Below are 26,094 nucleotides of genomic sequence, written 5' to 3' on the forward strand. Positions count from 1 at the left end.
TCTTTTTAACAAAAACAAGGGAAATTAATCGATATTTTATTTTGAATACATCAATGACATCAATTATTGATATTTTCTATATTCATATCTACCGTAAACCGCATTAACACTTTGGTTTACAATAATATAAATCACTATTATTAGAATAAAATTTGCATTTTTTAACCACATGCAATGCTGAGCATATTTTTTTTTTGCTCCCCGAAAAGGCTAAAAACGTCGAGCCAACAGCGAAAAACAGATTAGAGTTTTAATAAAAAAATGAATAAATTAATATAATAAAATCATAAATAAAATACCTTCAAAAAAATAGATTTATATTTTGCAATATCAGTCTATTTCTAGCTATTCACTATAAAATTCAGTTTTTAACTTATATTCAATTGGTAATTTTTTTATTCTTGACTGTTTTCATAAAAACCGCCAAAATATGAAGCTAATACATTCGTTTTTTTTAATTTTACACCTCGTATATCACACATAAACATGGAATTATTACATAAATGGACAGACCATTACATCGAAGCGGGATGTGATGAAGTAGGAAGAGGTTGTTTAAGCGGGCCCGTAGTTGCGGCAGCTGTCATTTTAGATGATGATTTCAAACAGAATCTGGTTAATGATTCAAAAAAACTAACGTTTAAAACCAGAATGGATCTGGACAGCTACATCAAGGATAATGTGAAAAACTATGCTATTGCAGAGCTACCACCAACATTTATTGATGAACACAATATTCTTAATGCCAGTATTCATGCCATGCATCGAGCGTTAGACCAACTCACGATAACACCGGAACTTATTCTGGTAGATGGTAATAAATTCCATCCTTATAATTATATTCCGCATCAGTGTATCATTAAAGGAGACTCAAAAGTTTTATCTATTGCTGCTGCCTCTATTCTTGCAAAAAATTACAGAGACAGATTAATGATTGAACTTCATGAAGAATACCCAGAATATGGCTGGAATACCAATTTCGGATATGCTACAAAAAAGCATCAGGAAGCGCTCATCAAACATGGACCAACAATACATCACAGACAATCGTTCAGATTAAAATATGATTAACTGAAAAAAATAAAAATTCCTTATAAATAAAAAAGAGAAGCAAATTGCTTCTCTTTTTATATGTTAGATTATTTCTTTTTCTTTTGCTCTTGCGACTGTTGTTGCTGTTGAGCCTGCTCCATCATTTCTCTCATCTTCTTCTGGAATTTACCTTCCGTTTTCGGTTTCTCTTTATTAGCCTGAATCTGAGCATGGATTTTCTTTTCATCCAGAATTACATATTTAATCACAAGAATGATTAGAATGTTAATTGCATTCGATACAAAATAGTACCATGAAAGACCAGATGCTGAAGTATTCAGGAAGAATAGGAATGTAATCGGGAAGATATACATTAATACTTTCATATTCGGCATTCCTTCCTGTTGTGGCTGCTGCATGTTTCCTGATGTCATTACTGTATAAATCAAGATAACAATTGTACAAGCCAATGCGAAGATACTTAAGTGATCTCCAAGGAATGGAACTTTAAATGGTAACTTAATCAAATCATCATAAGCTGTTAAATCTTTTGCAAACCAGAACCCTTGTCCTCTCAGGTCAATAAAATTCGGGAAGAAACGGAATAATGCATAAAAGATTGGAATCTGCACCAATGCAGGTAAGCATCCTGCCATCTGATTTACTCCGGCTTTTCGGTATACTTCCATTGTAGCCTGCTGCTTCTTCATTGGATCTGCATCCTTAAATTTAGCATTTACCTCATCAATTTCCGGACGAATTACCTTCATCATTGCACTCAGCTTATGCTGTTTGTACATAATTGGAGATAAGATAAGCTTTACAATGATCGTCATTACAAAGATTACCCAACCTGCAGATAATCCCCAACCCGCAATAATTGCATATAACCACATGAAGAAATAACGGTTCATTGCTCCGATGAATGACCAACCTAATGGAAGAATTTCATCAAAGTTTTTATCGTAAGATTTCAATAGTGGTAAATCCAATGGCATAAAATACCATGTAAAATCCTGATTTAATTCACTTCCGGTCATCTGAACGAAACCTTCATAATTGAGTTTCTTCAAATACTCTCCTTCTTCTACATTTTCCTGATTACCTTTACTGTGGGTAAATCCATTCTTAGCTTCAATAACAGAAGTGAAGAACTGTTGTTTTATTCCAATCCAGTTAAGAGTCTCTTTCTCCTCCTCCATGGTAGTTCTTCCATCATAATCATAATCTTTATAATTATTGAAAGCATAAGAAAATTCTGAGTGAGATTGTTCCTGAGCTCTACCTTTTTCAAGGTTTCTTACGCTATAATCCCAGATAAAATCTGCTTTGTTATCAGAAGTAACCGCAGCAAGACCTTGAGTTCTTACTTTAAAATCAAGAGTATATTTCGGAAGTAGCGTATAAATAAACTGAATAACAGCTCCATTGTAGTTAGCTGTCATCGTTACAGCGTTACCGTTAACAGTAGGTGAGAAAACTAAATCTTTAGTATTGATAACCTTTCCTGTTTTGTCTTTAAACTGAAAACCGTAATTTGAATTATTTTTATTGATAAGATAAAGCGGAAGGTCTGCCTGATCCGTTTTATTATTGTATGCTTTGTATTCTGAAAGCTGAACTTTAGAAACTTGTCCTCCTAAACTTGAGAATTCTACATTCAGTTCTTTGTTAGACAAATTAGCTGTCTGAATCGCATTAGGAGTTACATTTGGATTGATATTGGTGGCCTGAGTTTGTTTTACGGCATTTTTCACCTGTTCCGTTTTCTGCTGCTGAGCTTTTAACTCTTCTTCTTTCATTTGCTTGTTCTGAAAATAGAACATCGCACCAAAAAGAATCAGGCATAAAACCGCGAAACTAATCATCTGCTTCTTATCGATTCCGTTGTTTTGTTGCATTTTATTTTTGTTATAATTAAAATTTCCTATTTATGGGCTTGCTACAATCCTATAAGAAAACTTATAAATCTGTAGCAAATTTGAGCTGACAAAAATACTGTTTTTTTATCAAAACTCTATACTATAATGCATTAGTATATAATAAACTCAGGCTGAGAAAAATCAACCTGAGTTTGTATCTAGACGTTTATGGTAAAAAATTACCTTATTTCTTTTCGCAGGGTTGAATATTACACTCTTCCCATACTAAAATTTCTTACTTAGATGTTTCACAAGCTTTAATGAAAGCTCTGAATAAAGGATGCGGTGTAGCTACCGTACTCTTGTATTCCGGATGGTATTGTACTCCAACATAGAACGGGTGAGCTGGTAATTCCAACGCTTCCACCAATCCTGTTTCCGGGTTTGTTCCTGTAGCTAAGAAACCATTCTTTTCAAATTCCTGAAGATAATCACTGTTGAATTCGTAACGGTGACGGTGTCTTTCAGAAATATTTTTACTTCCGTAAATATCGTGTAGTTTAGATCCGTTTTTCAAAGCACACTTCCATGCTCCAAGACGCATTGTTCCTCCTTTATCGATTACATTTTTCTGTTCTTCCATTATTGAAATTACAGGATCAGGAGTTGCAGTATCAAATTCCATAGAGTTTGCTTTCGTGTGTCCTAAAACATTTCTTGCAAATTCAATAGTCATAATCTGCATTCCTAAACAAATTCCCAACATTGGAATTTTATTTTCTCTTGCATATTTAGCAGTAAGAACTTTTCCTTCAATTCCTCTGTCTCCGAAGCCCGGAGCTACAAGGATTCCATTTACACCTTTCAGTGTATCTTTGATATTCTCTTCTGTAATATCTCCACTGTATACCCATCTTACTTTTACCTCCGTTTCAAGGTCAGCTCCTGCATGTTTGAAAGCTTCAGCAATAGAAATATAAGAATCCTGAAGGGATACATATTTTCCAACCAATGCAATCTCAACAGTTCTTTTAGGATTCTGGAATTTTTTCACAAAAGTTTTCCAGTCTTTAAGATCAGCATCTTTATCACTCTTCAGATCCAGTTCTTTCAGTACTACATCGTCAAAGTTTTGCTTCTGAAGGTACATTGGAACTTCATAGATTGTTTCCATATCCTTACATTCGATAACATTTTCTAATGGAACGTTACAGAATTGAGCTAATTTTGCTCTCTGATCTTTTGGAATTTGATGTTCAGTTCTACACACCAATACATCAGCCATAATTCCACTTTCCATCAACTGACGAACAGAGTGCTGAGATGGTTTTGTTTTTAATTCTCCACTTGAAGCCAGATAAGGCAATAAGGTAAGGTGAATGACCATAGAATTATTCTCTCCCAGTTCCCATTTCAACTGACGAACAGTTTCAATGTATGGTAAAGATTCAATATCTCCTACTGTTCCTCCGATCTCAGTAATGATGATATCGTAGTTCTGTTTAGAAAGGATTTTAATTCTACGTTTAATTTCGTTAGTAATATGAGGAATTACCTGAACTGTTTTTCCAAGGAAGTCTCCTTTTCTTTCTTTTTCAATTACAGTCTGGTAAATTTTTCCTGTAGTAACGTTATTATTTTGGGATGTAGGAGCATCAAGGTAACGCTCGTAGTGACCTAAATCCAGATCCGTCTCCGCACCATCTTCGGTCACATAACACTCTCCGTGTTCATAAGGATTCAAAGTTCCCGGGTCGATATTGATATAAGGATCAAGTTTTTGGATCGTTACGTTAAAACCGCGTGATTTTAGCAATAGTCCCAGAGAAGCAGAAACGATTCCTTTTCCCAAAGATGAAGTTACACCTCCTGTCACAAAGATGTATTTTGTATTCTTTTTACTCATTAGATTAGGTTTGTGCAAAGTTATGGGAAAAAGAAACACAAAGCAATCTTTTAGATTTTGAAAATAAGAAAACATCCTTCAAACAACTATAAAACCTGAGTATTTTTTTTATTTATGTTTGGAATACATAAATGATGCTACGTCATAACTCTCTTTATTTTTTACATCTAAAGCTAATATGCTCAATACAAAAAAAGTGAATCCAAACAATTATGGATCCACTTTCTTTAATTCATTGATATAAGTATAAATTATCTTTTAATCAATTCAAAATAAGTATTAATCTCCACCCACTTAGCAATACCTGCTGTCGTAGGATCATAATTCACATTATACTCAAAACGGTTGATCGTAAATTTTGCACGAAGCCCCATAATTTCTTTACCCTCTTTATTTTTTGTAATCCCTCCTAAGGTTACCGGTACACTAAAATCTTTTGTAACGTCTTTAATGGTAAGTTTCCCCTTAAATATGTATGATCCATCTTTCTCTTTGGAAACGGAAGTTCCTGTAAATTTAATGGCTGAATACTCTCCCGCATCAAAGAAATCCTTACTTCTAAGATGTTTGTCTCTCATCTCTACTCCAGTATTAATACCTTCAACATCTATATTGATATTAAATCCAGCATTATCAAGACTATTGCCTTTTGTTGTAAGATCTCCGCCAAATTTATCAAACCTTCCCTGAACAAAGCTGATCCCCATATGTTCAATGGTAAAATTTATAGAAGAGTGCATCTGATCTATGTCCCAATTATTCTGAGCAAAGGAGAAAGTACTTAAAAGTGCGAATGCGAAGGATAAAAATAGTTTTTTCATTATAATTAGATTTTACATTAATATTTTAATTTCAACAAAGCTAAGATATAAAGATATTTCTATCGTTGATCTATGTTAGTATTTCATATTTAAATCCATTTAAACCTCGGAAAAAAAATGCTTTTTTTATAACTTCGCAGTATGGCAAAACTGAAAACGGCATATTTCTGTCAAAACTGCGGAACCCAGTACTCCCAATGGATGGGACAATGCAAAAACTGTGGACAATGGAATACTCTGGTGGAAGAAGTAGTGGAAAAACCCAATAGTAAAGCGGTACCCTTCTCAAAAACCAAACAACACGTCATTAATATTATTGAGGTAGAAACCAGTGAAGAACCAAGACTTAAAACGCCTTCGGAAGAACTGAACCGTGTTCTTGGTGGTGGAATTGTTTTAGGCTCCGTTACTTTAATCGGTGGTGAACCGGGAATTGGGAAATCTACTCTCTTGCTTCAGCTTGCCTTAAAAATGAAGAAAAAAATCTTCTATGTTTCCGGGGAAGAAAGTGCTTCTCAGATTAAAATGAGAGCCGACAGGTTAACGGATATTCAAAATCCAAACTGCTTCCTGTTTACAGAAACCTCGCTGGAAAAAATTCTTCATGAAGCTAAAAAACTGGAACCGGATTTCATGATTATCGATTCTATTCAGACACTACAGTCTCAATTGATCGAAAGTTCTCCCGGAACGGTTTCTCAAATCAGAGAATGTTCCAACGAGATCATTAAATACGCTAAAGAAAACAGCATTCCTGTATTTTTAGTAGGTCATATTACCAAAGATGGCCAGATTGCCGGGCCAAAGGTATTGGAGCATATGGTAGATGTGGTCTTAAATTTTGATGGAGACCGAAATCACCTTTTCAGATTATTGAGAGCCAACAAAAACCGTTTTGGATCCACTTCCGAAATCGGAATTTATGAAATGGTATCCCAGGGATTGAAGGAAATTAAAAATCCTTCAGAAATCCTTATCACCAAGAAGTTTGAAGAACTTTCCGGAAATTCTGTCGCAGTAACGCTGGAAGGAAACAGACCCATGCTTTTAGAAATTCAGGCATTGGTAAGTACAGCCGTTTATGGAACTCCTCAAAGAAGCTGTACCGGATTTGATTCAAAAAGATTAAATATGCTTCTTGCAGTTCTTGAAAAAAGGGCTGGTTTCCAATTAGGAGCTAAAGACGTTTTCCTTAATATTACGGGTGGAATAAAAACAGATGATCCTGCTTTGGATTTAGCCGTGATAGCCTCTGTTCTATCTTCTAATGAAGATATAGCCATTTCAGAACATTATTGTTTTGCCGGAGAGATTGGGTTAAGCGGAGAAATTCGTCCGGTTGCTCAAATTGAACAAAGAATTACAGAAGCTGAAAAATTGGGGTATGAAAAGATATTTGTTTCCAATCTTAATAAAATTCCGAAAAGAAAATTCGGAATCAAGATTGAAGAAGTAAGTAAAATTGAAGATTTCCATGAAAGACTTTTTTAAAAAAATGTAAATAATGCAACTCGAAAACATTCAGAAGTTTGTCCTTGTATTACTTTATGGGGGGTTAACCTTACTTTCATTTACCGTATTGATTAATCCTATGCGGGTTAATAAAAAGGCCAACTTTTTTTTCGGGATGTTTATATTATTCTGGTCCAGTTACTGGCTTCTTGATATTTTACATTTTTGTGGAATTTCACCAGACTCCTGGTTTGTATTTACGGTATATGCATTACAGATCTTTACTCCTATTTTTTTATTTTTCAGTGTTGTGTCTTTTATCAACCCTAATTATAGGTTTAAAAGAACTGATCTTATTTGTCTTATTACTCCTGTAATTTATTGGATCTTATTGTTCAATATGGAAAACCATCCGGTCATCCGAAGTATGGTAATGCTCATTGATGTCTCTCACAATCTTCCCTACATCGCCCTTATTTATTTTAAAATCAGAAAACATCAGAAGAGAATTAAAACTATTTCGTCCAATACAGAGAATATCGACTTACAATGGCTGATTAAATTAAGTTTTCTTCTTTTTGTAACCATTATCATAACGGTTGGCTATGAGCTTTTCAACACTTTTGTGTATAAAATGCATCAGCATTTGGTGATGGATCTCCTGTTTTTATTTATCCTTTACAGTACGCTCTACTATGTTCTCAGACAAAAGGAAATCTATCCTGTAGATAAAAGCCAACGGGCAGAACTTCTTTCTATTGAACTGGAAAATGAAGCAGAGGAAATCTCAAGGAAAAAAATAATTCCTGATGATGAATTTGAGTCTTTAAAACAAAGGCTAATCACTGTAATGGAAACAGAAAAACCTTATCTGGATGGAGAACTCAATTTATTAAAACTATCTGATCTTATTCAGATCAATGCCCATCAACTTTCCTACCTTCTCAACACGGGTTTTCAGGAAAACTTTTTCTATTTTGTGAATAAATACAGGGTTGAACACGCACAAAAGATGCTTATTGATAGCTCCTCTCACAAACTTTCTATATTAGGAATTGCATTTGACTCCGGTTTTAATTCAAAAACGGCATTCAATACTATCTTTAAAAAAATGACTGGTATGACTCCTACCGAATTCAGAAAAGACCAATTCAGCTAATTTGCCTTCATTAAAAAGGGAATAATTCGGAATAAAAATTGTAGAAGTCAATAAAATTAAAGATCTTAACAAAAGATTTTCAAATGATGAAAACAAGTATTCTGGAATATTACAGCAACCTCGCTGAATCTTATGATGAGAACCGTTTCGGGAATTCTTATGGGAAATATATTGACCATCAGGAAAGAGCTTTTCTAACCTCCTTTTTCAAAGATAAAAAATATACAAAGGTTTTGGATCTGGGATGTGGAACAGGCAGGCTATTAAATTTTGCTACCCATGGAACAGATTTCAGCGAAAATATGCTGAATATTGCCCGCCAAAAATATCCTGAAAAAAATCTGGGCGTGGGGGAAATTTCAGAAATTCCTTTTCATGGTGAGTTTGACTGCATTTTCTGCTTTCATGTTATTATGCATCAAAATCAGGAAGAAACGATGACGTTTTTGAATGAATGCTATCAAAAGTTAAACAAAAAAGGGATTTTGATTTTTGATTATCCTGTAAAAAGCAGAAAAAAATCTGTTTCTCCACAGGAAGACTGGCATGCCGGCAATAGCTTTTCAGTTTCAGAAATTACAGAACTTTCAAAAGGCCAATGGAAAGTTAAAAGTACAACTGGAATATTATTTTTTCCTATTCACAGATTACCGAAAGCCATAAGAAAATTCTTTCTTCCGCTGGACATCTTTCTTTGCCGCACTTTTCTGAAAAATTGGGCATCTTATCACATTAGTGTTTTAGAAAAGGTATGAAACAGCGATTGAAAAACTGGATTCCTCATTCATTGAAACTGCAGATAAAACTTTTGCAGCGGTATCTGGCTGATCAAAAAAAAAATTACAATTACCCCAAAGAATATCGTTCAGAAAACATTGGTGAATATTCAGTTAAACTCCGACAGGCTATCAAAAACGGATCGTTTCATGATAATAAAATTCATAATTTAAAAGTTGTAGGTAATAAAATTCACAATCTTATCATTCACCCCAACGAAGTATTTTCTTTCTGGAAAATGATTGGAAAGCCTAGTGCAAAGAATAACTTTAAGGAAGGAAGAAACCTCATCAACAATACAATTTCCAGTGATTTCGGCGGCGGAATCTGCCAATTCTCCTCTATTTTATATTATTTAGCTCTTCAATCCGGCTTAAAGATTTTAGAAAGATATCCACATTCTATGGATATTTATAAAGAGGAGGAACGTTTTACACCCTTAGGTTCGGATTGTACCGTTGTTTATGGTTACAAAGACCTACAGATTCAGAATTCTTTTCCGTTTCCTGTTCAGTTTAAATGCGAGATACATGATGATGAACTTCATCTGAGTTTGATTTCCCCGGAAGAAGTGATCTTAAACGATATTGAGTTTAAATATCACGAAATTGAAAAAGGAGTCTGGGTGGAAACAGTAAGTAATAGCCGAACTTTGTTTAAAAATTTTTATATTCGTTTATGAATTATCTGGCTCACTCCCTTCTCACTTTCACTGATGGACAAATTGTTGGTCAGTTTTTGGAAGATTTTATCCGAAACAGGGATCGTTTTTCTTTCCCTAAGGATATTCAGGATGGAATTACTTTACACAGAGCCATTGATACTTTCACAGATTCTCACCCTGCCATTCATGAAGCTAAAAAAGTATTTGCTCCCTTGGTAAGGCTTTATGCAGGGGCCTTTGTAGATGTCTCTATGGACTATTTTGTAGCTAATGATCTTTCTTTAAACTCTCTAACAGAATGGAAAACCCATTCTTTACGTGTTTACAGAATTTTAAATGCTAATGAAGAATGGCTCCCGGAAAATTTCAAGAAAATGCTGGTTAAAATGGAACAGGATGACTGGCTTTATAATTACCGCGAAGACTGGGGCATTAAATTCAGTATCCAAAATGTATTGAACAAAGCAAAGTATCTGGATAAGGATATTCCTGTTTTTGAAGCCTTTTTAACGAATAAAGATTTTCTTCAAGAGTGCTACAATGATTTTTTTCCGGACCTACTTGCTCATGCAAAAGACATTAATATACGCCTTCAATTGGAAAATTAAAACTGTTTATAAAGATATCGGTTCGGATACGTTAATTTTTCACTCTTTCTGTCTCCGTTTACAATGATATGAACAATATTAATCTGGTCATCAAAAAGGTTGTACAGGAAACTTACAGCCGCTTCGATTTTTTTAGGATTGGCTACAGGCTCTGATTCTAAATAAACATTTACAGATTCCTGATCTTCTTCATATCCTATATAATTTATCTTGAGAAATTTATTGTCTGTTTTGAGCTTAAAATATTCCTGACAATATTTAGACAATGCCTCATTAAGTTTTACCTTGTACTTGTCATCATTAAAATGAAAAGTTCCTCCATACTTTTTCCCCAGGCCATTCTCCAGATCATCAAGAAAGAATCTTCCTGTTACTTCAAAGGTTTTAGATTTAGAGCTGTAGCTGATCTCTACAGATCCTACGTGATAGGGATGCCATACTTTTGTAAAAGACAATAAAAAAACAATTGGGAGCAACAATAGCCATAATTTCTTCATAAACCCCGACTTTTAAATAATGTGTACGAAATTAATCATTATTTTCGTACGCATTATATTTTACATTATGATGCAGGATTTTCTATTTTATTTAAACCTTGGATGGGAGCACATTATTTCCCTTGATGCCTTAGACCATCAGCTTTTTGTTTTGGCTCTAATTGCCGTTTACTCTTATAGTGATTGGAAAAAAATTATTATCCTCGTAACGGCGTTCACTATTGGGCATTCCATTACATTAGCTTTAAGTATTCTTGATGTTTTCAGAGTTCCTTCGGATTGGGTTGAATTTTTAATTCCCTTAACCATCGTACTTACTTCTTTGGATAATATTATTATGAAAAATCAGAAACAGACGTTAATGCGGGCCAATTACTACCTTGCCCTTATTTTTGGATTGATTCACGGGATGGGTTTCGCCAATACAGCAAGAGTAATGATTGCTAAGAGTCAAAGTATTGCAGTCCCGTTATTAGGGTTTAATATCGGATTGGAACTAGGGCAAATCGTTATTGTGGGAGCAATTTTAATATTGCTGTTTATTCTGCTTACCCTTTTTAAGGTGAATAAAAAAGACTGGATCCTTTTTGTCTCATCCGGAGTCTTTGCATTATCCTTAAAAATGACTTTGGAAAGAATTCCTTTCTAAACGTGAAATATTTTTATTATTTCAACCGCTTATTACTATCTTTGATAATTATTAAATCATTTCGGTTATGAAACTAAAAGTTGTTATACTTTCACTTTCTGTATTTGCATATACAGGTTTCACCGCACAAAATATTCAGAATAACCCGGGCAGCAATCATGGCAACAAGTTTGAACAGCTGGGAACTATTCTGCCAACACCCAACATTTACAGAACAGCTTCCGGAGCTCCCGGACATGCCTACTGGCAAAACAGAGCTGATTATAACATTACCGCTTACCTTGATGAAGATAAAAGAAATCTGAAAGGTTCGGAAACGGTTACTTATTACAATAATTCTCCTGATGAACTGGATTATATCTGGCTTCAGCTTGATGAAAATGAACATTCCAGTATAAGAAATGCAGGATATGACAATTCTTCAATACTTAAACCGTCAACAACAGACCAGCAGCTTAAGGTTACTGAACTTCCAGTAAAGGATAATGGTTATGGGGTGACCCTTGAAAAAGTAACTGATGCTTCCGGAAGTCCTTTAAAATATACCGTCAATAAAACTATGATGCGTATTGACCTTCCAAAAGCTTTGAAAAAAGGAGAAAAATTTGTTTTCAAGGTAGATTGGAATTACAATATTTCCAATAGAATGAAAATGGGTGGCCGCGGCGGTTATGAAAACTTCCCGGAAGATGGGAATGACTTATACACCATGGCTCAATGGTATCCAAGGATGTGTGTGTATAGTGATTTTCAGGGCTGGCAAAATCATCAGTTTACCGGAAGAGGAGAATTTGCCCTGGTTTTCGGAAACTATAAAGTTACGATGAATGTGCCTGCCGACCATATTGTAGGCGGAACAGGGGAATGTAAAAACTACGATCAGGTATTAACTTCTGATCAACTTTCAAGATACAAAAAAGCAGAGAGCGCTTCTGAACCTATAGAAATTGTAACCTTAGACGAAGCTAAAAAAGCAGAGAAAAATCATTCCAAGCAAAGAAAAACATGGGTTTTTGAAGCCAATGATGTAAGAGATTTTGCATGGACTTCATCCAGAAAGTTTGTTTGGGACGGAATGCGTGTCACCATTCCTGAAAACAATAATAAGGTAATGGCTATGAGTTTCTATCCTAAAGAATCTTATGGACTTTACAGAAAATTTTCCACAAAGGCAGTAGCCCATACGATTAAAACATATTCGGAATTTACTATTCCTTACCCTTATCCGGTAGCTCAATCTGTAGAAGCAGCCAGTGGAATGGAATATCCGATGATCTGCTTCAATTTCGGAAGAACGGAAAAAGACGGAACTTATTCTGAAGGAACTAAAAACGGAATGATTGGGGTAATTATCCATGAAGTAGGTCACAACTTCTTTCCGATGATCATCAATTCTGATGAAAGACAATGGGCATGGATGGATGAAGGATTAAATACCTTCACAGAATATCTTACCGAAGAAAAATGGGATAATAAATTCCCTTCTAAAAGAGGTCCGGCATGGACGATTGTAGATTACATGAAGCTTCCGAAAGATCAATTGGAACCGATCATGAGTAATTCTGAAAATATTGTTCAATATGGTCCGAATGCTTACTCAAAACCTGCTACAGGATTGAATATCCTTCGTGAAACCATTATGGGAAGAGAACTTTTTGATAAAGCATTCAAGACTTATGCAAAAAGATGGGCTTTCAAACACCCTGAACCTGCAGATCTTTTCCGTACGATGGAAGATGCTAGTGGTGAAGACCTTGATTGGTTCTGGAGAGGATGGTTCTATGGAACTGATCCCGTAGATATTGCCATCGATAAAGTAACAGTAGCAACACCTAACCTGGAAACGAATCCGAAAGCTGCTGAAGAAATAAAATATCAGGTTGACAAACCTTTAGTAAACAGCTTTGAAGACCTTTCAAAAATCAGAAACAGAGAAGACAAAAATATCACCTTCTATGTTGATCAGGATAAAGAGGCTCAGGATTTCTACTATAGATATGACAGAGGTCAGGAAAAGGTAAGCACTAAAGAGTATACGACTAAAGTGGATCCTACTCTACCTTTGGATGCTAAGGATAAGGAAAAATTCAAAAATATTACTGCTTATCAGATCGATTTTGTGAACAAAGGTGGATTGGTAATGCCAATTATTCTTGAATTCACTTTTGAAGACGGTTCAAAATTATATGATAAGTCTTCTGCACAGATCTGGAGACTGAATGAACAAAAAGTGTCCAAAACGTATTATTTTGATAAGAAGCTTACATCTATTCAGTTAGACCCGATGAGAGAAACGGCTGATATTGATACAAACAATAACTTATGGACCAACAATGGCTCCGGTGGTGAGACTTCCAAATTCCAGCTCTTTAAGCAAAAACAGGAAGGAGCTCCTGTAAGAGGAAGTTCAAACGGAAAAGTAAATCCGATGCAGGCCGCAGGAAAAATATAATTCTAAATAAAAAAACAGCTTTAAAGCTGTTTTTATTTAACCAAAGTATTCTTTCAGGTGTTTTTTGTAGGTTCTTCCCAATGGAAGCTGTTCCCCATTTTTCAAATAGATCGTATTCGAATCATAGGAACTGATATGAGAAGATAGTACAATATATGATTTGTGAATTCTGATAAATCCTAAATTATGGTAGTTTTCTTCAAAATTGGACATCCGCTCCAGAATCATATATTTTTTCAGATGAGTCATCAGGATAATATATTCTCCAAAACCCTGAACCCATTTTATATCTTTAAGAAGCACTTTATTCATGATATAATTTGATTTAAACATAATAAAATCTTCCTGTTTTTTATCTTCTGCAGACTGTTTAAACTGTAAGAAATCTTTTGCTTTATACACTGCTTTTTTAAATGTTTCAAAATCTACAGGCTTCACAAGATAATGCACAACATCCAGTTCAAATGCTCTCACTGCATACTGTGTTTCCAAGGTAAGAAATATACATAGAGGTTTGTAAGGCAATTGCAGTAAAAGATCAATTCCATTAATATAAGGCATATTGATATCCAAGATAACAAGGTCCACCCTATTCTTTTGTAAGTATTGAAGGGCATCTTCAGGATTCTGAAAGGTTTCCAGCAATTCAACATCTTCTATCCCTGCACAATAATGCCGGATAAGTTCTAATGCGGGATATTCATCATCCACACCTACAATTGTAAGGTTAGCCATTATAATTTAATTTTTAAAAGAGTCTCGTATGTATTGTTTTCGGTTGCTTTGGATATAAAAGTAAACCTTTTAGGGTAATATTTCTCCAGAATACTGATAACAGCTTCATTTCCCAATCCGTTATTATCGGAATTCTCGATAAGATTTTTATTTTGTGCTACAGAATTTTTGATTTCAAATACAAATTCCTGATCATAAATTTCATAATTAACTTTTATAAAGCTATCTGCCTCTATTCCTACTGCTGAATGTTTCAGAGCATTTTCAAATAATGTCAAACAAACGGAGGGTGGAATTTCAATAAATTCCAGAATTTCTTCATCATTAATTTGAAAATCAATATCCAATACATTATGATACTTCAACTGGTAGAGCCCAATGAGTGATTTAATGGATGAAAATTCCTGCATAAGGGTAATTTTCTCTTTATTGGTATCATAAATAACGTACTGAAGCAATCTACTGAGCTGCAAAATAGATTCTGAAGTATTTTCAGACGGATTAAAGCTTTTAGAATAGATATTATTAAGCGTATTCAGCAGAAAATGCGGATTTAATTTGGATTTCAAAAGAGCAAGATACAGTTGATCTTTTTCCTCCCCTAATTCTTTAAAATCCTGTTCAATCAAAAATTTATCTTTTGTAATCCCCAGAAATGAGGCCACCAAAATCACAATCCCCTGTGCCGTGTAGACGTTGTATAAAAATTTTGTATTGGATAAGGTCTCATTAAACTCCATATTAAACACTGCCGGCTCCAGTAAAATTCTGAAAAGACTTGATACCAGAAAACAGATAAAGGCATACAAGATAAACTCAGGATATTTATTGGAAAGATAAAATCGGGGAACGAGATAAAAGTACACCAAATAGTAAATCCCAATATTGAAAATAATAACAAATAATACGGACCAAATCAGTTCCGGAACATCTAAAAAGTAATTTTCGGTAAAAAAAGTGATAATAAAAAAGAGTAAAAAGAATAAGATATGCTGAAACTTCAGCAAAAACCCCCAATGATATTCCATCAGTCTTTTCAAAACCTTACCATTTAGTAAGATCCTAAAAACCAACAATATAAACATAATATTGATAATAAAAAACATCTAAAATATCCAATTTTCAATCTTTCAAATATAAGACCTTTTTTACCCGGGATTGCAGTTCACTGATAAAAACTGCTATTGATTGAAAAATAAATTCACGGCTTCTTCTTATAAATATATTTGAAACATCGGGATATTAATTCAGTTTTACATGAAAGTTAAATTATCATTAATCACCATTTTCTTATTGGGATTTAGCCAAATTGTCTGTGCGCAAAGCCGTGACAATTACAATATGTGGTTTCAATATCTCATGTCTGCAAAATTGACTGACAAAAGCACTTTAACTGCGCTTTCTCAATATCGGTCATTTGATCTGGCTTATGACACCAGGCTTTTTCTGGTCTCAGCTTATGTTGATTACGAGGTAGCCAATGAAGTAAAGCCTGCTTTGGGAATGATGTTTCTTATCCTGGACTCCTATAAATCTGACAATACCAAAAGAGAGAGGTACGAAAAAAGACCATTTCAGCAAGTGAGTCTTGGGGGAAATATCGGACGAACTTCTATCTCTCATCGATTTCGGGTAGAAGAACGGTTTATCAGTAATCCTGATGAATTTATTGTCAGACTGAGATATCTTATTTCTTTGAGAATTCCATTCAACAAAACCGGAGAGAAAGAAAAATTTTACGGGATTCTGAAAAATGAAATCAGAATGAATGTGGTGAAAGAAGATCCGTTTGACAGTAACCGATTAACAGCCGGAATAGGGATAAAAGTCGGAAAAAACTCGGCGATAGAAGTCGCTTTTATCAATCAGCTTGAAACCGGTTCTACAAGCAACTATGCTTATGTTGGCTACCGAAACAGTTTTGACTGGAGAAAAAATAAAAATAAATAACCTCAAATACAATCACCTATGCTTACACTCCTTGGATTTCTGATGATTATCATTTTTATGGTGCTCATCATGAATAAAAAAATGACTCCTCTTACCGCCTTAGTTATTATTCCTGTAGCAATAGCATTAATAGCTGGTTTTGGTTCAAATCTGGGAGAAATGATGAAAAACGGAGTCAAAGAAATTGCCCTTACCGGCGTCATGCTCATTTTTGCCATTCTTTATTTCAGCTTAATGATAGACACTGGCCTTTTTGAGCCCTTAGTAAATCTTATTTTAAAAGCTGTGGGAGATAATCCTGTAAAAACTACTATAGGAACAGCTATTCTCACCACTCTGGTTTCTCTTGACGGTGATGGCTCTTCTACCTATATTATTGTGGTTGCAGCTATGCTCCCTTTATATAAAAAGCAAGGCATGAATCCTCTTACCCTAACCTGTATTATCATGCTGGCTGGAGGAATTATGAACATCTTACCTTGGGGAGGGCCTACTGCACGCGTGATGAGCTCCCTGAAACTGGGACATACAGAAATTTTTGTCCCTATGATTCCTATTATGACTTTAGGAATTCTTTGGGTGATATTTGTGGCTTATATCTTAGGAAAAAAGGAGAAAAAACGCATTGCAAAATATGGAAAACACATTCAATATAGTACGAGCGACATTAGTGGGGAGGCTGATCCTAAACTGCTTCGTCCAAAGCTGATCTGGATCAACCTTTTCCTGACGCTCATCTTGTTGATTGTTATGATACTGGATATTGTTCCCCTAGGAATTGCTTTTATGATTGCATTCTGTATTGCATCTGTTATCAACTATCCTAAACTGAAAGATCAGCAAAAGATCATGTCAAAACATGCAGGAAACGCTCTGTCTGTGGCAGGAATGATTTTTGGAGCTGGTATTTTCACAGGAATCCTCAACGGAACAGGAATCATGCAGGCAATGGGAAACAGTATGATTGAAATTGTTCCCAAAAGCTGGGGTGGCTATCTCAATATTATTACCGCCATTTTCAGTGTTCCACTTACCTTCTTTCTTACTAATGATGCTTATTATTTTGGAATATTGCCAATTATTGAGGCTACGGGCCATCAATTGGATATTGCTCCTGAAATATTGGGAAGAGCCAGCCTTGTGGGGCAGGCCTCGCATTTACTGAGTCCGCTTGTTCCTTCCACCTATCTTTTGGTATCATTAGCTGGTGTGGAATATTCAGACCATCTTAAATACACATTAAAGTGGGCAATCGGATCATCGGTTATCATGCTTATAGGAGCGCTGCTTCTCGGAACGATATAATGAGAATTTAATGAATAATGAGTATCTTCAACTTCACAAATAATAATCAAACCTAAAAATCTGTTCTGTAAAGACAGTTTAATTTTCAAATGAATTTCCTACAGTCCCAAAAAACATTCACCGGCAAATACCTCAAAAATCTTACTTTGTATGTATTTACTGCCATGATATGCGGTGTACTGGCAGGACATTATGCTTCTGAAGAAAGTATAAAACTTGGAGTAGTAAGCCGGTATTTTTTTATGATTCTGGAAGCTTTTATTCTTCCTGTTATTTTTATGGCTATTATTTACGGAATCTGTCAATTATCCGAAATCAAAAATGCCAGTAATATTGTATTGCAAACCATTTTATATTTTTTAACAGTAAGCTCAATAGCCATAATATTAGGTCTTACCTTTGGTTTAGTGATGCAACCCGGTTCCGATACCGGAATTGATGTTACCCGTATCAGTACTACTCTTCCCAAGACCTTTGAAATAAAAGACGGACGTCTTTCTACTGTTTTATATCTCAACAGGCATGGTATTTTTCTTTTCCTTTCCATTTTGACAGGAGTTACTATGAACTTATCTTCAAAAAAAGAAAAGTTTCTGAAAGTCTTAGATCGTGGGACAGGTCTGTTTTACACTGTTATTAAATATCTTTATATTATTCTTCCTTTTATTATTTTCTGCAATATTGCTTATGGTGTTGCTGTATATGGCATCAACACCCTTTTACCATTAAGTAAAGTGGTTGCTACGGTTTATCTTGCAGACATTGTATTTATTTTTGGAATTTTAGGTTTTATCTCTTACCTGTTTAGATTCAATCTGTGGAAATTTTTATTGGATATTAAGGAAGAGATAATTCTAGTCATCACCACTTCATCTTCCAAGACCGCTTTCCCATTAATTTTTGAAAAAATGGAATCTCAAGGGTATAGCAGAAAAATTTTAAGATTCATTATTCCTTTGGGGTATAATTTTAATCTTGCCGGCGCCTGTATTTACATTTCGGTAACCTGCTGTTTTCTTGTTCAGTTTTATAATATTTCTTTAAGTTTTAATGATTATGTATGGCTATTTGTCATTATTTCCATTACTTCAAAAACAGCATCCGGTGTACCCGGTTCAGGATTTTTAGCTCTTATCTTTACCTTGAACAGATTTGGAAAAATTCCATTAACGGATATTGCCCTTCTTTATACCGTAGACCGTTTTATGAATGAAGCCAGATCGGTAACCAATTTTATCGGCATTGCGGTTTCAGGAGCTATTATTTCTAAAATAAATCAGCATCAGAACAGCGAAGTACCTTCTGCTTAATTTGATTAAGCACTTATTTAAACTATTAATTTTCAATCATGTAACTTTTTAAAGATTAGAATAACTAATTTATAAAAAGACTATGAGAACATTTATTTTTCTTTTATTGATAAGCAGTACTCATTTTTTTTCACAAGAACTCCTTTCTCCACAAAACACAGCCATCAATTCTAAATTGATTAAAGATGAAACGTCTGAAGCTCTATGGTACGCTGATAATGCAGGCTCCAAAACAGAAATTGGAAGCATTATTACAGAACTAAAAAAATTAAACAAAACAGATCTTCTTATCAAAACCATGGTAAAGCTGAAACAAGCTCCGGAAGCAAAATGGACAGATTCCACTCTTGTAAAAGCCTCTGATTTTACTCCGATCTATCATTCATCTTACAATGCGATGAGAGATATGGTACTCAAATCCGGTAAGGATAAAGTAACCGGATATTACCTGGATAAAAAATCTCAAAAGAAGGATATCATTGAAATCCCTGCCACCCATTATTTTGACAGCAGCAGTTATGCTATGCTGATAAGGTTTCTTCCTTTAAAAGAAAACTATACAACCGAAATTTCTATTTTCGACTACAACCCAAAATCTGAGAAAAAAGGACTGATGAAAGCCTACATTCTGGATACTCAAAAAGCAGAATACAAAGGAAAACCGGTCTGGGTTGTAAAAACAAATGATGATATCAGCAACAGGACTTCTGTTGTCACTTATTATATTGATCCTGAAACAAGAAAAATTGTAAAACAGGAAATGGGTATGAGTGGAAGAAAAATGTTTTTAGAAATGATCCAATAAAAAAAATATTTTCAAAATATTAATACCAGCTTTCTGTCTACAAACAACTTAACAATCTGTATTAAAAACACTTACCTTTGAATCAACAATAAAACACCAGCTGTCAAAAAAAAACTGATTGACATTAAATATTCAGGAATACAAAAACAAAGGTATTACACATATGAAAAATGCAAAATTATTAAACAGAGACAGTCAGAAAACCATTCATGGAGGATCTGCTGCAAAACTTGTTTGCTGTGATTATGATGACAACTGGAAATGTATCCGCTGGATTGGGCCGGGGCAATTTTGTCCATAAATCAGTTTTACATCACAAATAAAAGCCGGATATTTTTCCGGCTTCTTCTTTTCACATTCTTTCTAACTACCCAAAAGAACAGTTATCAGCTGGCAACCAATAAATTGCCTTTAAAAATCACTGAAAAAAATATATCACATATTAAGGAAAAATATTATCTTTGATACCATCTTAAACACCAAATGTCAAAATCCTGATTGACTTTAAACGTTCAGGAAGTATACAAATTAAATATTATTAACTATGAAAAATGCAAAATTACTAAGCAGAGATGCTCAGAAATCAATCAACGGTGGAGCGGCAGGACGTTTTTGCTGTGAGTACAATTACAAAGGACAATGTATCCTATGGATCGGACCGGGACAACAATGTCCATAAAAACAGTATTCAAAAAGTTAAACACTTACAATAAAAGCCGGAAATTTCCGGCTTTTTGTTTTTTATTTTTCTGCCAAATTTTCACATTCGGAAATAAAACTCTGCCATTTCAGCCATCAATGTCTCATGGCATACATTTAGAGAATTACAACACAGAAATAATTAAAAAATAAATATATTATGTCAGTAAACTTTAAACCATTGGCAGACAGAGTTCTGGTAGAGCCAATCGCAGCAGAAACTAAAACAGCTTCAGGTATTATTATCCCGGACACTGCAAAGGAAAAGCCGCAAGAAGGCACTGTAGTGGCAGTAGGTCCTGGTAAAAAAGATGAGCCTACAACTGTTCAGGTAGGTGACAAAGTTCTTTATGGAAAATATTCAGGTTCTGAATTGAAATTAGAAGGTAAAGATTACTTAATTGTAAAAGAAGCTGACTTACTTGGGATCATCGGATAATCGCCGATCTCATATTATCCAATAATTAAAAATATAAAGTTAAACTAACGAATTGCAAACTTAACAAAAAAGCAATTCGCCAAAAGCTAAACAACATGGCAAAAGAAATAAAATTCGATATTGAATCAAGAGACGCTCTAAAGAGAGGAGTTGATGCATTAGCAAATGCAGTAAAAGTAACTTTAGGTCCTAAAGGAAGAAACGTAGTAATCGAAAAATCTTTCGGTGCTCCACACGTAACTAAGGATGGTGTTTCTGTTGCAAAAGAAATCGAACTTGAAGATAGAGTAGAAAATATGGGTGCGCAAATGGTAAAAGAAGTTGCGTCCAAAACTAATGATATCGCAGGAGACGGTACTACTACCGCTACTGTATTGGCACAAGCTATCGTAAGAGAAGGTCTTAAGAATGTAGCTGCAGGTGCTAACCCAATGGATCTTAAAAGAGGTATTGACAAAGCAGTAACTGCTGTTGTTGAAAACCTTAAATCTCAATCTAAAACGGTTGGAGATTCTACAGAAATGGTGAAGCAAGTAGCTTCAGTTTCTGCTAACAATGACGAAACTATCGGTGCTTTAATCGCTGAAGCTTTCGGAAAAGTTGGAAAAGAAGGAGTAATTACTGTAGAAGAAGCTAAAGGTATCGATACAACAGTAGATGTTGTAGAAGGTATGCAGTTCGACAGAGGATACCAGTCACCATACTTTGTGACTAACCCTGAGAAAATGTTAGCTGAACTAGAAAACCCATATATCCTTTTAGTAGAGAAGAAAATTTCTTCAATGAAAGAATTACTTCCGGTTCTTGAGCCAATTGCACAAGGTGGTAAGTCTCTATTAATCATCTCTGAAGAAGTTGAAGGTGAAGCTTTAGCTACTTTGGTAGTAAACAAACTAAGAGGTTCTCTTAAAATTGCTGCTGTAAAAGCTCCAGGATTCGGAGACAGAAGAAAAGCAATGTTAGAAGATATCGCGATCCTTACAGGTGGACAGGTGATCTCTGAAGAGCAAGGTTTCACTATGGAAAACATCTCTTTAGATATGCTTGGAACTGCTGAGAAAGTAACAATTGACAAAGACAACACAACTGTTGTAAACGGTGGTGGTGATGAAGCTAAAATCAAAGGAAGAGTAGCTCAGATCAAAGCTCAGATGGAAACTACAACTTCTGATTACGATAGAGAGAAACTTCAGGAGAGATTAGCTAAGTTAGCTGGTGGTGTTGCTGTACTTTATGTAGGAGCTGCTTCTGAAGTAGAAATGAAAGAGAAAAAAGACAGAGTAGATGATGCTCTACACGCTACAAGAGCTGCTGTAGAAGAAGGTATTGTTGCAGGTGGTGGTGTTGCTTTAGTAAGAGCAATCTCTGCTTTAGATAACCTTACAGGGATCAATTCTGACGAAACTACAGGGATCAAAATCGTTAAGAGAGCTATCGAGGAGCCATTAAGACAAATCGTTGCTAACGCAGGTGGTGAAGGTTCTGTAATTGTTGCTAAAGTAGCAGAAGGATCAGGAGACTTCGGATACAACGCGAAAACTGACGAGTATGTTCACATGCTTGAAGCAGGTATCATTGACCCAACTAAAGTAACAAGAGTTGCCCTTGAAAACGCCGCTTCTGTTTCTGGAATGCTTTTAACAACTGAATGTGTTATCACTGAAATTAAGAGCGCTGAGCCAGCTATGCCAATGGGTGGTGGAATGCCAGGAATGATGTAATAGCGTCGCTAAGACAAATTTAATATATAAACCGTTCTACTTTGTAGGGCGGTTTTTTGTTTGTAAGGGTTAAGTTTTGTCAAAGGTATCTGGATTGATATCCTTGTCAAGGTTTAAAACCTTGACAAGAATACGTACATATAACAATAAAATAACAAGAGTTGCTCTTGAAAACACAGCTTCTGTATCTGAAAATAATTTATAAATTTGCAAGTCATATAAGTTTTGTAAAAACGAAATCCTATAAAAAACATTAAAAGTAAATACAGGGAAATAAGCTGAACAGATACCCTACAACAATAGTAAGCATTAAATGAAAAAAACTATGACCAAACAATTAAAACTGGCAATTGTACTATTAGTAACAGTTGCAAGCATGGGAGTAAATGCTCAAAAGAAAACAACTGCAAAACCAAGCAAGTCAGCCACTGAAAGCAAAACAGCAAAACCAACCAAACAAGAAACAATGGATTGGATTGGAGGAAAAATGAAAGAAAATTTAGCCGGAACATTAGGCGATTTTAGACATTTTGTTTCTTACAGCAATGGTATTTTTGTTTATAAAAAGGAGGCTAAAATGAATGAATGGTATTTTACAACAATCGATTTAAATACAGTTAAAGGAATGAATAGTGAATATTCAAAAGATTTTTATGTAACTGGAAAAAAATTAGTCAATACTGTATTAGAAGGAAAAGAATATGGTACCGAAAAAGATTTTTTATCCATTAGCGGACCTAATTATAATGACTATTCTGCACCATTTAATTTTACAGCTGACCAAGCTTTAGTAGAAAGATTGAAAAAAGCTTTCGCTACACTCATTGAATATAATGCAACGCAAAAAGGAGCCGACGAAAAATTTTAATTCAAAGGCTGTATCTCAAACTTACCCACCAATATGTAATCACTGAAGTGAAGAGCACTGAGCTAGCTATGCCAATAGGTGGTGGAATGCCAGGACGGTCAGCGACCGAGGCAAATTAATATATTAACCGCTCTACTTTTTGTAGAGCGGCTTTTTGTTTTATGGTTTCCCGTAGTAAAATTTTATGATAATATTTTAAATTAGCTAAATTTATTATAATATTGTCCTCATTATAAAATGTCAAAAAAAATAAATTCTTTATTTATTCCTCTTAGAGTAAATTTCAGAAAACATGGACCTGAAATTGCTGAAGATGTTTTTTACAGATTTCATCCAGCAACATTAAATGTAGGTTCAGAGATTTGTGTCTTTTGTAAGGTACAAAATAAATTAACAAAAGAACATGTTCTCCCAAAATGGCTATTTCAAAATAAAACAAATATTGGATTCGAAATAAAAGTAAATCAGCAATCAATTTCTTATATAAAAAGCGTAGTACCAGCATGTGAAAATTGTAACAATTCAATTTTAGCAGAAATCGAAAAAAAAATAATATATATATTAGAAAATATTGAAAAAAATGAATATTATGACGATAATGATTTAGCAAATATCATTCGATGGCTGGAGATTTTGGAGTATAAACTTCAAGTATTTTCTACTAGATTAAAATATATAAAATATGCCGATGGACCTTTCTCTGAGTTTGGAACACTTCCCGTTTCCTGGATGAATCACTTTTGGGAAATGAATCCTTTTAAAGCATTGATTAATATTAAGTTTACCCAACGTAACATCAGTATTAAAGACAAATCATCAAGATTGAATTCTTTAGTGATTTTCAATACCAAAGAACCGCATTTTGAGTTTTTCCATTTACCTACTGAATATATTTTTATCAGCTTTCCAATGTACAATAATGCACTATTTTATTTTTTTAGAAAAAGATTTGAGAGTGTTAAAGATTCTCATGCAGAAGCAATTGAAATTATGAAAAAAATTCTTGACTAATTCTAGAAATCTATGTTGTGCAACATACTAAAATTTCGGATACACCACTAGGACTCACGAGTATGTTCAAATGCTTGAAGGAGGGATCATTGACCCAACTAAAGTAACAAGAGTTGCCCTTGAAAACGCAGCTTCTGTATCAGGAATGCTTTTAACAACTGAATGTGTTATCACTGAAATTAAGAGCGCTGAACCAGCTATGCCAATGGGTGGTGGAATGCCGGGAATGATGTAATAGCGTGTCCTAAGACAATTTAATATACTAACCGCTTTGCTTTTGCAGGGCGGTTTTTTGTTCGAATTATTGGATTTTGTTTTAATGATTGACAAACAGGCAAACAACATCAGCACAATTGTATATATCATATATTGACGCAATGCGTAAATTAGAAAGTTAGCGGCAATTTTACAAACTCACGTTCAAAAATATACATTGACGCAATTCGTAAACTAGCTTGTTATGTAGAATTTTTAAAGAATGTACGTCAATAAAAGACGATCTTTAACATCTTCATTTTCTAATGTCTGTCCTTCCATCTGAAATCTTCGTAACATTGATCTCCCTAAAGAAATTAAAATTTCCTGCTCAAATAAATCATCTGGAATTGGCAAATCACAAAGGTAATTTCCTGATTTTTTAGAACCATCAATACTTAAAGCAATATAAACTCCCCTATTTTTTGCATCTTCAATGCATTCAAAAAGCTCTGTTAATTTAAAATCGTGTGCACCATATAAAATGCTTTGACTGTGTGAATATGGAGGATCACAATAAATTAAATCTCCTGCTTTTGCATTTTCAAAAATAGTTTTATAATCGCAGTTTAAAAACTCTACATTTCTCATCCTATAATTCCATTCAGAAACTCTTTTTCTAAAAGTCTCAACCGGAATTGGATTATGTACCCCACAAGGAGTGCTCATATAACCATCAGATTTTCTAAATCGTACAATGCCACCATAACAAGTTCTTGTTAAAAATAAAAAATCTGCACCATTATTATTTTTATTAAAATTTTCTAGAACAGAATCATAAACTTCCTTTTTAGATTCATTACCAATCCTTTCAACTCTTTCTTTATACCATTCAACCAAAAGAATTGGATCATTTTTCAGAGTATTCCATATTTCAATTAAAGGTTTGTAAATATCAGATCCTACTGCATTAGATGGACTTAATGTTGCCATAATTGCACCACTTCCCAAAAAAGGTTCATAAAATGTATTATAATTAGCAGGAAAATATTTGCTAATCTCTCCTGCAAATTTTTGTTTATTTCCAACCCATTTTAATAATTGGCTTTTAGGAGGCACATATGTGGCGAATTTACTATCTAGGGTCAATTGCATAATCTGATTTTTTACAAATGTA

At 34.4% G+C, this 26,094-nt stretch carries 26 protein-coding genes; 19 read left to right on the plus strand and 7 right to left on the minus strand.

Annotated elements, in window-relative coordinates; genetic code table 11:
• Positions 1-486 precede the first annotated feature (486 nt).
• Positions 487-1,071, plus strand: a complete 585-nt coding sequence (locus CHSO_RS22110; protein WP_045500930.1) for a ribonuclease HII — start codon at positions 487-489, stop codon at positions 1,069-1,071.
• A gap of 68 nt (positions 1,072-1,139) precedes the next feature.
• On the opposite strand, the gene yidC is transcribed toward CHSO_RS22110, so the two are convergent.
• The 3 genes from yidC to CHSO_RS22125 all read right to left on the minus strand — a co-directional run bounded on the left by yidC (position 1,140) and on the right by CHSO_RS22125 (position 5,621).
• Positions 1,140-2,933, minus strand: coding sequence for a membrane protein insertase YidC (gene yidC / locus CHSO_RS22115; RefSeq protein WP_045500931.1), 1,794 nt, complete (start codon positions 2,931-2,933; stop codon positions 1,140-1,142).
• A 256-nt stretch (positions 2,934-3,189) separates the two neighbouring features.
• Positions 3,190-4,800 carry a CTP synthase gene (locus tag CHSO_RS22120; RefSeq protein ID WP_045500932.1) on the minus strand — a complete coding sequence of 537 codons (1,611 nt, stop codon included), beginning with the start codon at positions 4,798-4,800 and terminating at the stop codon, positions 3,190-3,192.
• A gap of 251 nt (positions 4,801-5,051) precedes the next feature.
• Positions 5,052-5,621: a YceI family protein gene (locus tag CHSO_RS22125; protein WP_045500934.1), complete on the minus strand. Its 570-nt coding sequence runs from the start codon at positions 5,619-5,621 to the stop codon at positions 5,052-5,054.
• Positions 5,622-5,762: 141 nt separating this feature from the next.
• On the opposite strand from CHSO_RS22125, the gene radA reads away from it, so the two are divergent.
• From radA to CHSO_RS22150, 5 genes are all read left to right on the plus strand, one after another.
• Entirely contained in the window at positions 5,763-7,112 is a 1,350-nt protein-coding gene (radA, locus tag CHSO_RS22130; RefSeq protein ID WP_045500942.1) for a DNA repair protein RadA, read from the plus strand.
• A gap of 13 nt (positions 7,113-7,125) precedes the next feature.
• Positions 7,126-8,232, plus strand: coding sequence for an AraC family transcriptional regulator (locus CHSO_RS22135; protein WP_045500944.1), 1,107 nt, complete (start codon positions 7,126-7,128; stop codon positions 8,230-8,232).
• Positions 8,233-8,315: 83 nt separating this feature from the next.
• A complete protein-coding gene (locus tag CHSO_RS22140) occupies positions 8,316-8,987 on the plus strand; it encodes a class I SAM-dependent DNA methyltransferase (protein ID WP_045500946.1) in 672 nt (223 codons plus the stop codon).
• Complete coding sequence (locus CHSO_RS22145) at positions 8,984-9,691, plus strand: VanW family protein (RefSeq protein ID WP_052480689.1); 708 nt, start codon at positions 8,984-8,986, stop codon at positions 9,689-9,691. The genes CHSO_RS22140 and CHSO_RS22145 overlap by 4 nt, the downstream gene beginning before the upstream one ends.
• A complete protein-coding gene (locus CHSO_RS22150; RefSeq protein WP_045500948.1) occupies positions 9,688-10,281 on the plus strand; it encodes an ACP phosphodiesterase in 594 nt (197 codons plus the stop codon). The genes CHSO_RS22145 and CHSO_RS22150 overlap by 4 nt, the downstream gene beginning before the upstream one ends.
• Here CHSO_RS22150 and CHSO_RS22155 read toward each other — a convergent pair.
• Positions 10,278-10,778, minus strand: a complete 501-nt coding sequence (locus tag CHSO_RS22155; protein WP_045500950.1) for a DUF6702 family protein — start codon at positions 10,776-10,778, stop codon at positions 10,278-10,280. The two genes, CHSO_RS22150 and CHSO_RS22155, sit on opposite strands and share 4 nt — an antisense overlap.
• A 70-nt stretch (positions 10,779-10,848) precedes the next feature.
• On the opposite strand from CHSO_RS22155, the gene CHSO_RS22160 reads away from it, so the two are divergent.
• Positions 10,849-11,427 (plus strand): HupE/UreJ family protein, encoded by a 579-nt coding sequence (locus tag CHSO_RS22160; protein WP_045500952.1) that lies wholly within the window; start codon positions 10,849-10,851, stop codon positions 11,425-11,427.
• A 67-nt stretch (positions 11,428-11,494) separates the two neighbouring features.
• Complete coding sequence (locus CHSO_RS22165; protein WP_045500954.1) at positions 11,495-13,879, plus strand: M1 family metallopeptidase; 2,385 nt, start codon at positions 11,495-11,497, stop codon at positions 13,877-13,879.
• A 36-nt stretch (positions 13,880-13,915) separates the two neighbouring features.
• Here the strand turns inward: CHSO_RS22165 and CHSO_RS22170 are convergent, their stop codons facing one another.
• Both CHSO_RS22170 and CHSO_RS22175 read right to left on the minus strand, forming a co-directional pair.
• Positions 13,916-14,614, minus strand: a complete 699-nt coding sequence (locus CHSO_RS22170) for a LytR/AlgR family response regulator transcription factor (RefSeq protein WP_045500956.1) — start codon at positions 14,612-14,614, stop codon at positions 13,916-13,918.
• Positions 14,614-15,654 carry a sensor histidine kinase gene (locus CHSO_RS22175; RefSeq protein ID WP_232509113.1) on the minus strand — a complete coding sequence of 347 codons (1,041 nt, stop codon included), beginning with the start codon at positions 15,652-15,654 and terminating at the stop codon, positions 14,614-14,616. The genes CHSO_RS22170 and CHSO_RS22175 overlap by 1 nt, the downstream gene beginning before the upstream one ends.
• A gap of 217 nt (positions 15,655-15,871) precedes the next feature.
• On the opposite strand from CHSO_RS22175, the gene CHSO_RS22180 reads away from it, so the two are divergent.
• From CHSO_RS22180 to CHSO_RS25500, 11 genes are all read left to right on the plus strand, one after another.
• Positions 15,872-16,564: a DUF2490 domain-containing protein gene (locus tag CHSO_RS22180; protein WP_045500958.1), complete on the plus strand. Its 693-nt coding sequence runs from the start codon at positions 15,872-15,874 to the stop codon at positions 16,562-16,564.
• A gap of 18 nt (positions 16,565-16,582) precedes the next feature.
• Entirely contained in the window at positions 16,583-17,869 is a 1,287-nt protein-coding gene (locus CHSO_RS22185; RefSeq protein ID WP_045500959.1) for a CitMHS family transporter, read from the plus strand.
• Positions 17,870-17,958: 89 nt separating this feature from the next.
• Complete coding sequence (locus CHSO_RS22190; RefSeq protein WP_045500960.1) at positions 17,959-19,179, plus strand: cation:dicarboxylate symporter family transporter; 1,221 nt, start codon at positions 17,959-17,961, stop codon at positions 19,177-19,179.
• Positions 19,180-19,261: 82 nt separating this feature from the next.
• Complete coding sequence (locus CHSO_RS22195; RefSeq protein ID WP_045500961.1) at positions 19,262-19,984, plus strand: hypothetical protein; 723 nt, start codon at positions 19,262-19,264, stop codon at positions 19,982-19,984.
• Positions 19,985-20,102: 118 nt separating this feature from the next.
• Positions 20,103-20,285, plus strand: a complete 183-nt coding sequence (locus tag CHSO_RS25495) for a hypothetical protein (protein ID WP_084221048.1) — start codon at positions 20,103-20,105, stop codon at positions 20,283-20,285.
• A gap of 243 nt (positions 20,286-20,528) precedes the next feature.
• The gene (locus CHSO_RS26475; RefSeq protein WP_262483762.1) at positions 20,529-20,663 is read left to right on the plus strand and encodes a hypothetical protein; all 135 of its coding nucleotides are present in this window, start codon (positions 20,529-20,531) and stop codon (positions 20,661-20,663) included.
• Between the two features lie 180 nt (positions 20,664-20,843).
• Positions 20,844-21,122, plus strand: coding sequence for a co-chaperone GroES (gene groES, locus CHSO_RS22205; RefSeq protein WP_045500963.1), 279 nt, complete (start codon positions 20,844-20,846; stop codon positions 21,120-21,122).
• A gap of 95 nt (positions 21,123-21,217) precedes the next feature.
• The gene (gene groL, locus CHSO_RS22210) at positions 21,218-22,843 is read left to right on the plus strand and encodes a chaperonin GroEL (RefSeq protein WP_045500964.1); all 1,626 of its coding nucleotides are present in this window, start codon (positions 21,218-21,220) and stop codon (positions 22,841-22,843) included.
• Positions 22,844-23,168: 325 nt separating this feature from the next.
• Positions 23,169-23,711, plus strand: coding sequence for a hypothetical protein (locus tag CHSO_RS22215; RefSeq protein WP_144429009.1), 543 nt, complete (start codon positions 23,169-23,171; stop codon positions 23,709-23,711).
• A gap of 237 nt (positions 23,712-23,948) precedes the next feature.
• Positions 23,949-24,722, plus strand: a complete 774-nt coding sequence (locus CHSO_RS22220; protein WP_045500966.1) for a hypothetical protein — start codon at positions 23,949-23,951, stop codon at positions 24,720-24,722.
• 70 nt (positions 24,723-24,792) lie between these two features.
• Positions 24,793-24,957: a hypothetical protein gene (locus CHSO_RS25500; RefSeq protein WP_410493414.1), complete on the plus strand. Its 165-nt coding sequence runs from the start codon at positions 24,793-24,795 to the stop codon at positions 24,955-24,957.
• 236 nt (positions 24,958-25,193) lie between these two features.
• On the opposite strand, the gene CHSO_RS22225 is transcribed toward CHSO_RS25500, so the two are convergent.
• Positions 25,194-26,072: a DNA adenine methylase gene (locus CHSO_RS22225; RefSeq protein ID WP_045500967.1), complete on the minus strand. Its 879-nt coding sequence runs from the start codon at positions 26,070-26,072 to the stop codon at positions 25,194-25,196.
• Positions 26,073-26,094: the final 22 nt, after the last annotated feature.

It is taken from the genome of Chryseobacterium sp. StRB126 (genome assembly GCF_000829375.1).
Taxonomy (GTDB): Bacteria; Bacteroidota; Bacteroidia; order Flavobacteriales; family Weeksellaceae; genus Chryseobacterium.

Coding starts and splice junctions, on each gene's coding strand:
- CHSO_RS22160 (WP_045500952.1), top strand. CDS start 10,849: ATGCAGGATTTTCTATTTTATTTAAACCTTGGATGGGAGCACATTATT.
- CHSO_RS22155 (WP_045500950.1), bottom strand. CDS start 10,778: ATGAAGAAATTATGGCTATTGTTGCTCCCAATTGTTTTTTTATTGTCT.
- CHSO_RS22195 (WP_045500961.1), top strand. CDS start 19,262: ATGAGAACATTTATTTTTCTTTTATTGATAAGCAGTACTCATTTTTTT.
- CHSO_RS22180 (WP_045500958.1), top strand. CDS start 15,872: ATGAAAGTTAAATTATCATTAATCACCATTTTCTTATTGGGATTTAGC.
- CHSO_RS22150 (WP_045500948.1), top strand. CDS start 9,688: ATGAATTATCTGGCTCACTCCCTTCTCACTTTCACTGATGGACAAATT.
- CHSO_RS22110 (WP_045500930.1), top strand. CDS start 487: ATGGAATTATTACATAAATGGACAGACCATTACATCGAAGCGGGATGT.
- CHSO_RS26475 (WP_262483762.1), top strand. CDS start 20,529: ATGAAAAATGCAAAATTACTAAGCAGAGATGCTCAGAAATCAATCAAC.
- CHSO_RS22220 (WP_045500966.1), top strand. CDS start 23,949: ATGTCAAAAAAAATAAATTCTTTATTTATTCCTCTTAGAGTAAATTTC.
- CHSO_RS22165 (WP_045500954.1), top strand. CDS start 11,495: ATGAAACTAAAAGTTGTTATACTTTCACTTTCTGTATTTGCATATACA.
- yidC (WP_045500931.1), bottom strand. CDS start 2,933: ATGCAACAAAACAACGGAATCGATAAGAAGCAGATGATTAGTTTCGCG.
- CHSO_RS22215 (WP_144429009.1), top strand. CDS start 23,169: ATGACCAAACAATTAAAACTGGCAATTGTACTATTAGTAACAGTTGCA.
- radA (WP_045500942.1), top strand. CDS start 5,763: ATGGCAAAACTGAAAACGGCATATTTCTGTCAAAACTGCGGAACCCAG.
- CHSO_RS22225 (WP_045500967.1), bottom strand. CDS start 26,072: ATGCAATTGACCCTAGATAGTAAATTCGCCACATATGTGCCTCCTAAA.
- CHSO_RS22170 (WP_045500956.1), bottom strand. CDS start 14,614: ATGGCTAACCTTACAATTGTAGGTGTGGATGATGAATATCCCGCATTA.
- CHSO_RS25500 (WP_410493414.1), top strand. CDS start 24,793: ATGCTTGAAGGAGGGATCATTGACCCAACTAAAGTAACAAGAGTTGCC.
- CHSO_RS22135 (WP_045500944.1), top strand. CDS start 7,126: ATGCAACTCGAAAACATTCAGAAGTTTGTCCTTGTATTACTTTATGGG.
- CHSO_RS22185 (WP_045500959.1), top strand. CDS start 16,583: ATGCTTACACTCCTTGGATTTCTGATGATTATCATTTTTATGGTGCTC.
- CHSO_RS22140 (WP_045500946.1), top strand. CDS start 8,316: ATGATGAAAACAAGTATTCTGGAATATTACAGCAACCTCGCTGAATCT.
- CHSO_RS22120 (WP_045500932.1), bottom strand. CDS start 4,800: ATGAGTAAAAAGAATACAAAATACATCTTTGTGACAGGAGGTGTAACT.
- CHSO_RS22145 (WP_052480689.1), top strand. CDS start 8,984: ATGAAACAGCGATTGAAAAACTGGATTCCTCATTCATTGAAACTGCAG.
- groES (WP_045500963.1), top strand. CDS start 20,844: ATGTCAGTAAACTTTAAACCATTGGCAGACAGAGTTCTGGTAGAGCCA.
- groL (WP_045500964.1), top strand. CDS start 21,218: ATGGCAAAAGAAATAAAATTCGATATTGAATCAAGAGACGCTCTAAAG.
- CHSO_RS22190 (WP_045500960.1), top strand. CDS start 17,959: ATGAATTTCCTACAGTCCCAAAAAACATTCACCGGCAAATACCTCAAA.
- CHSO_RS22125 (WP_045500934.1), bottom strand. CDS start 5,621: ATGAAAAAACTATTTTTATCCTTCGCATTCGCACTTTTAAGTACTTTC.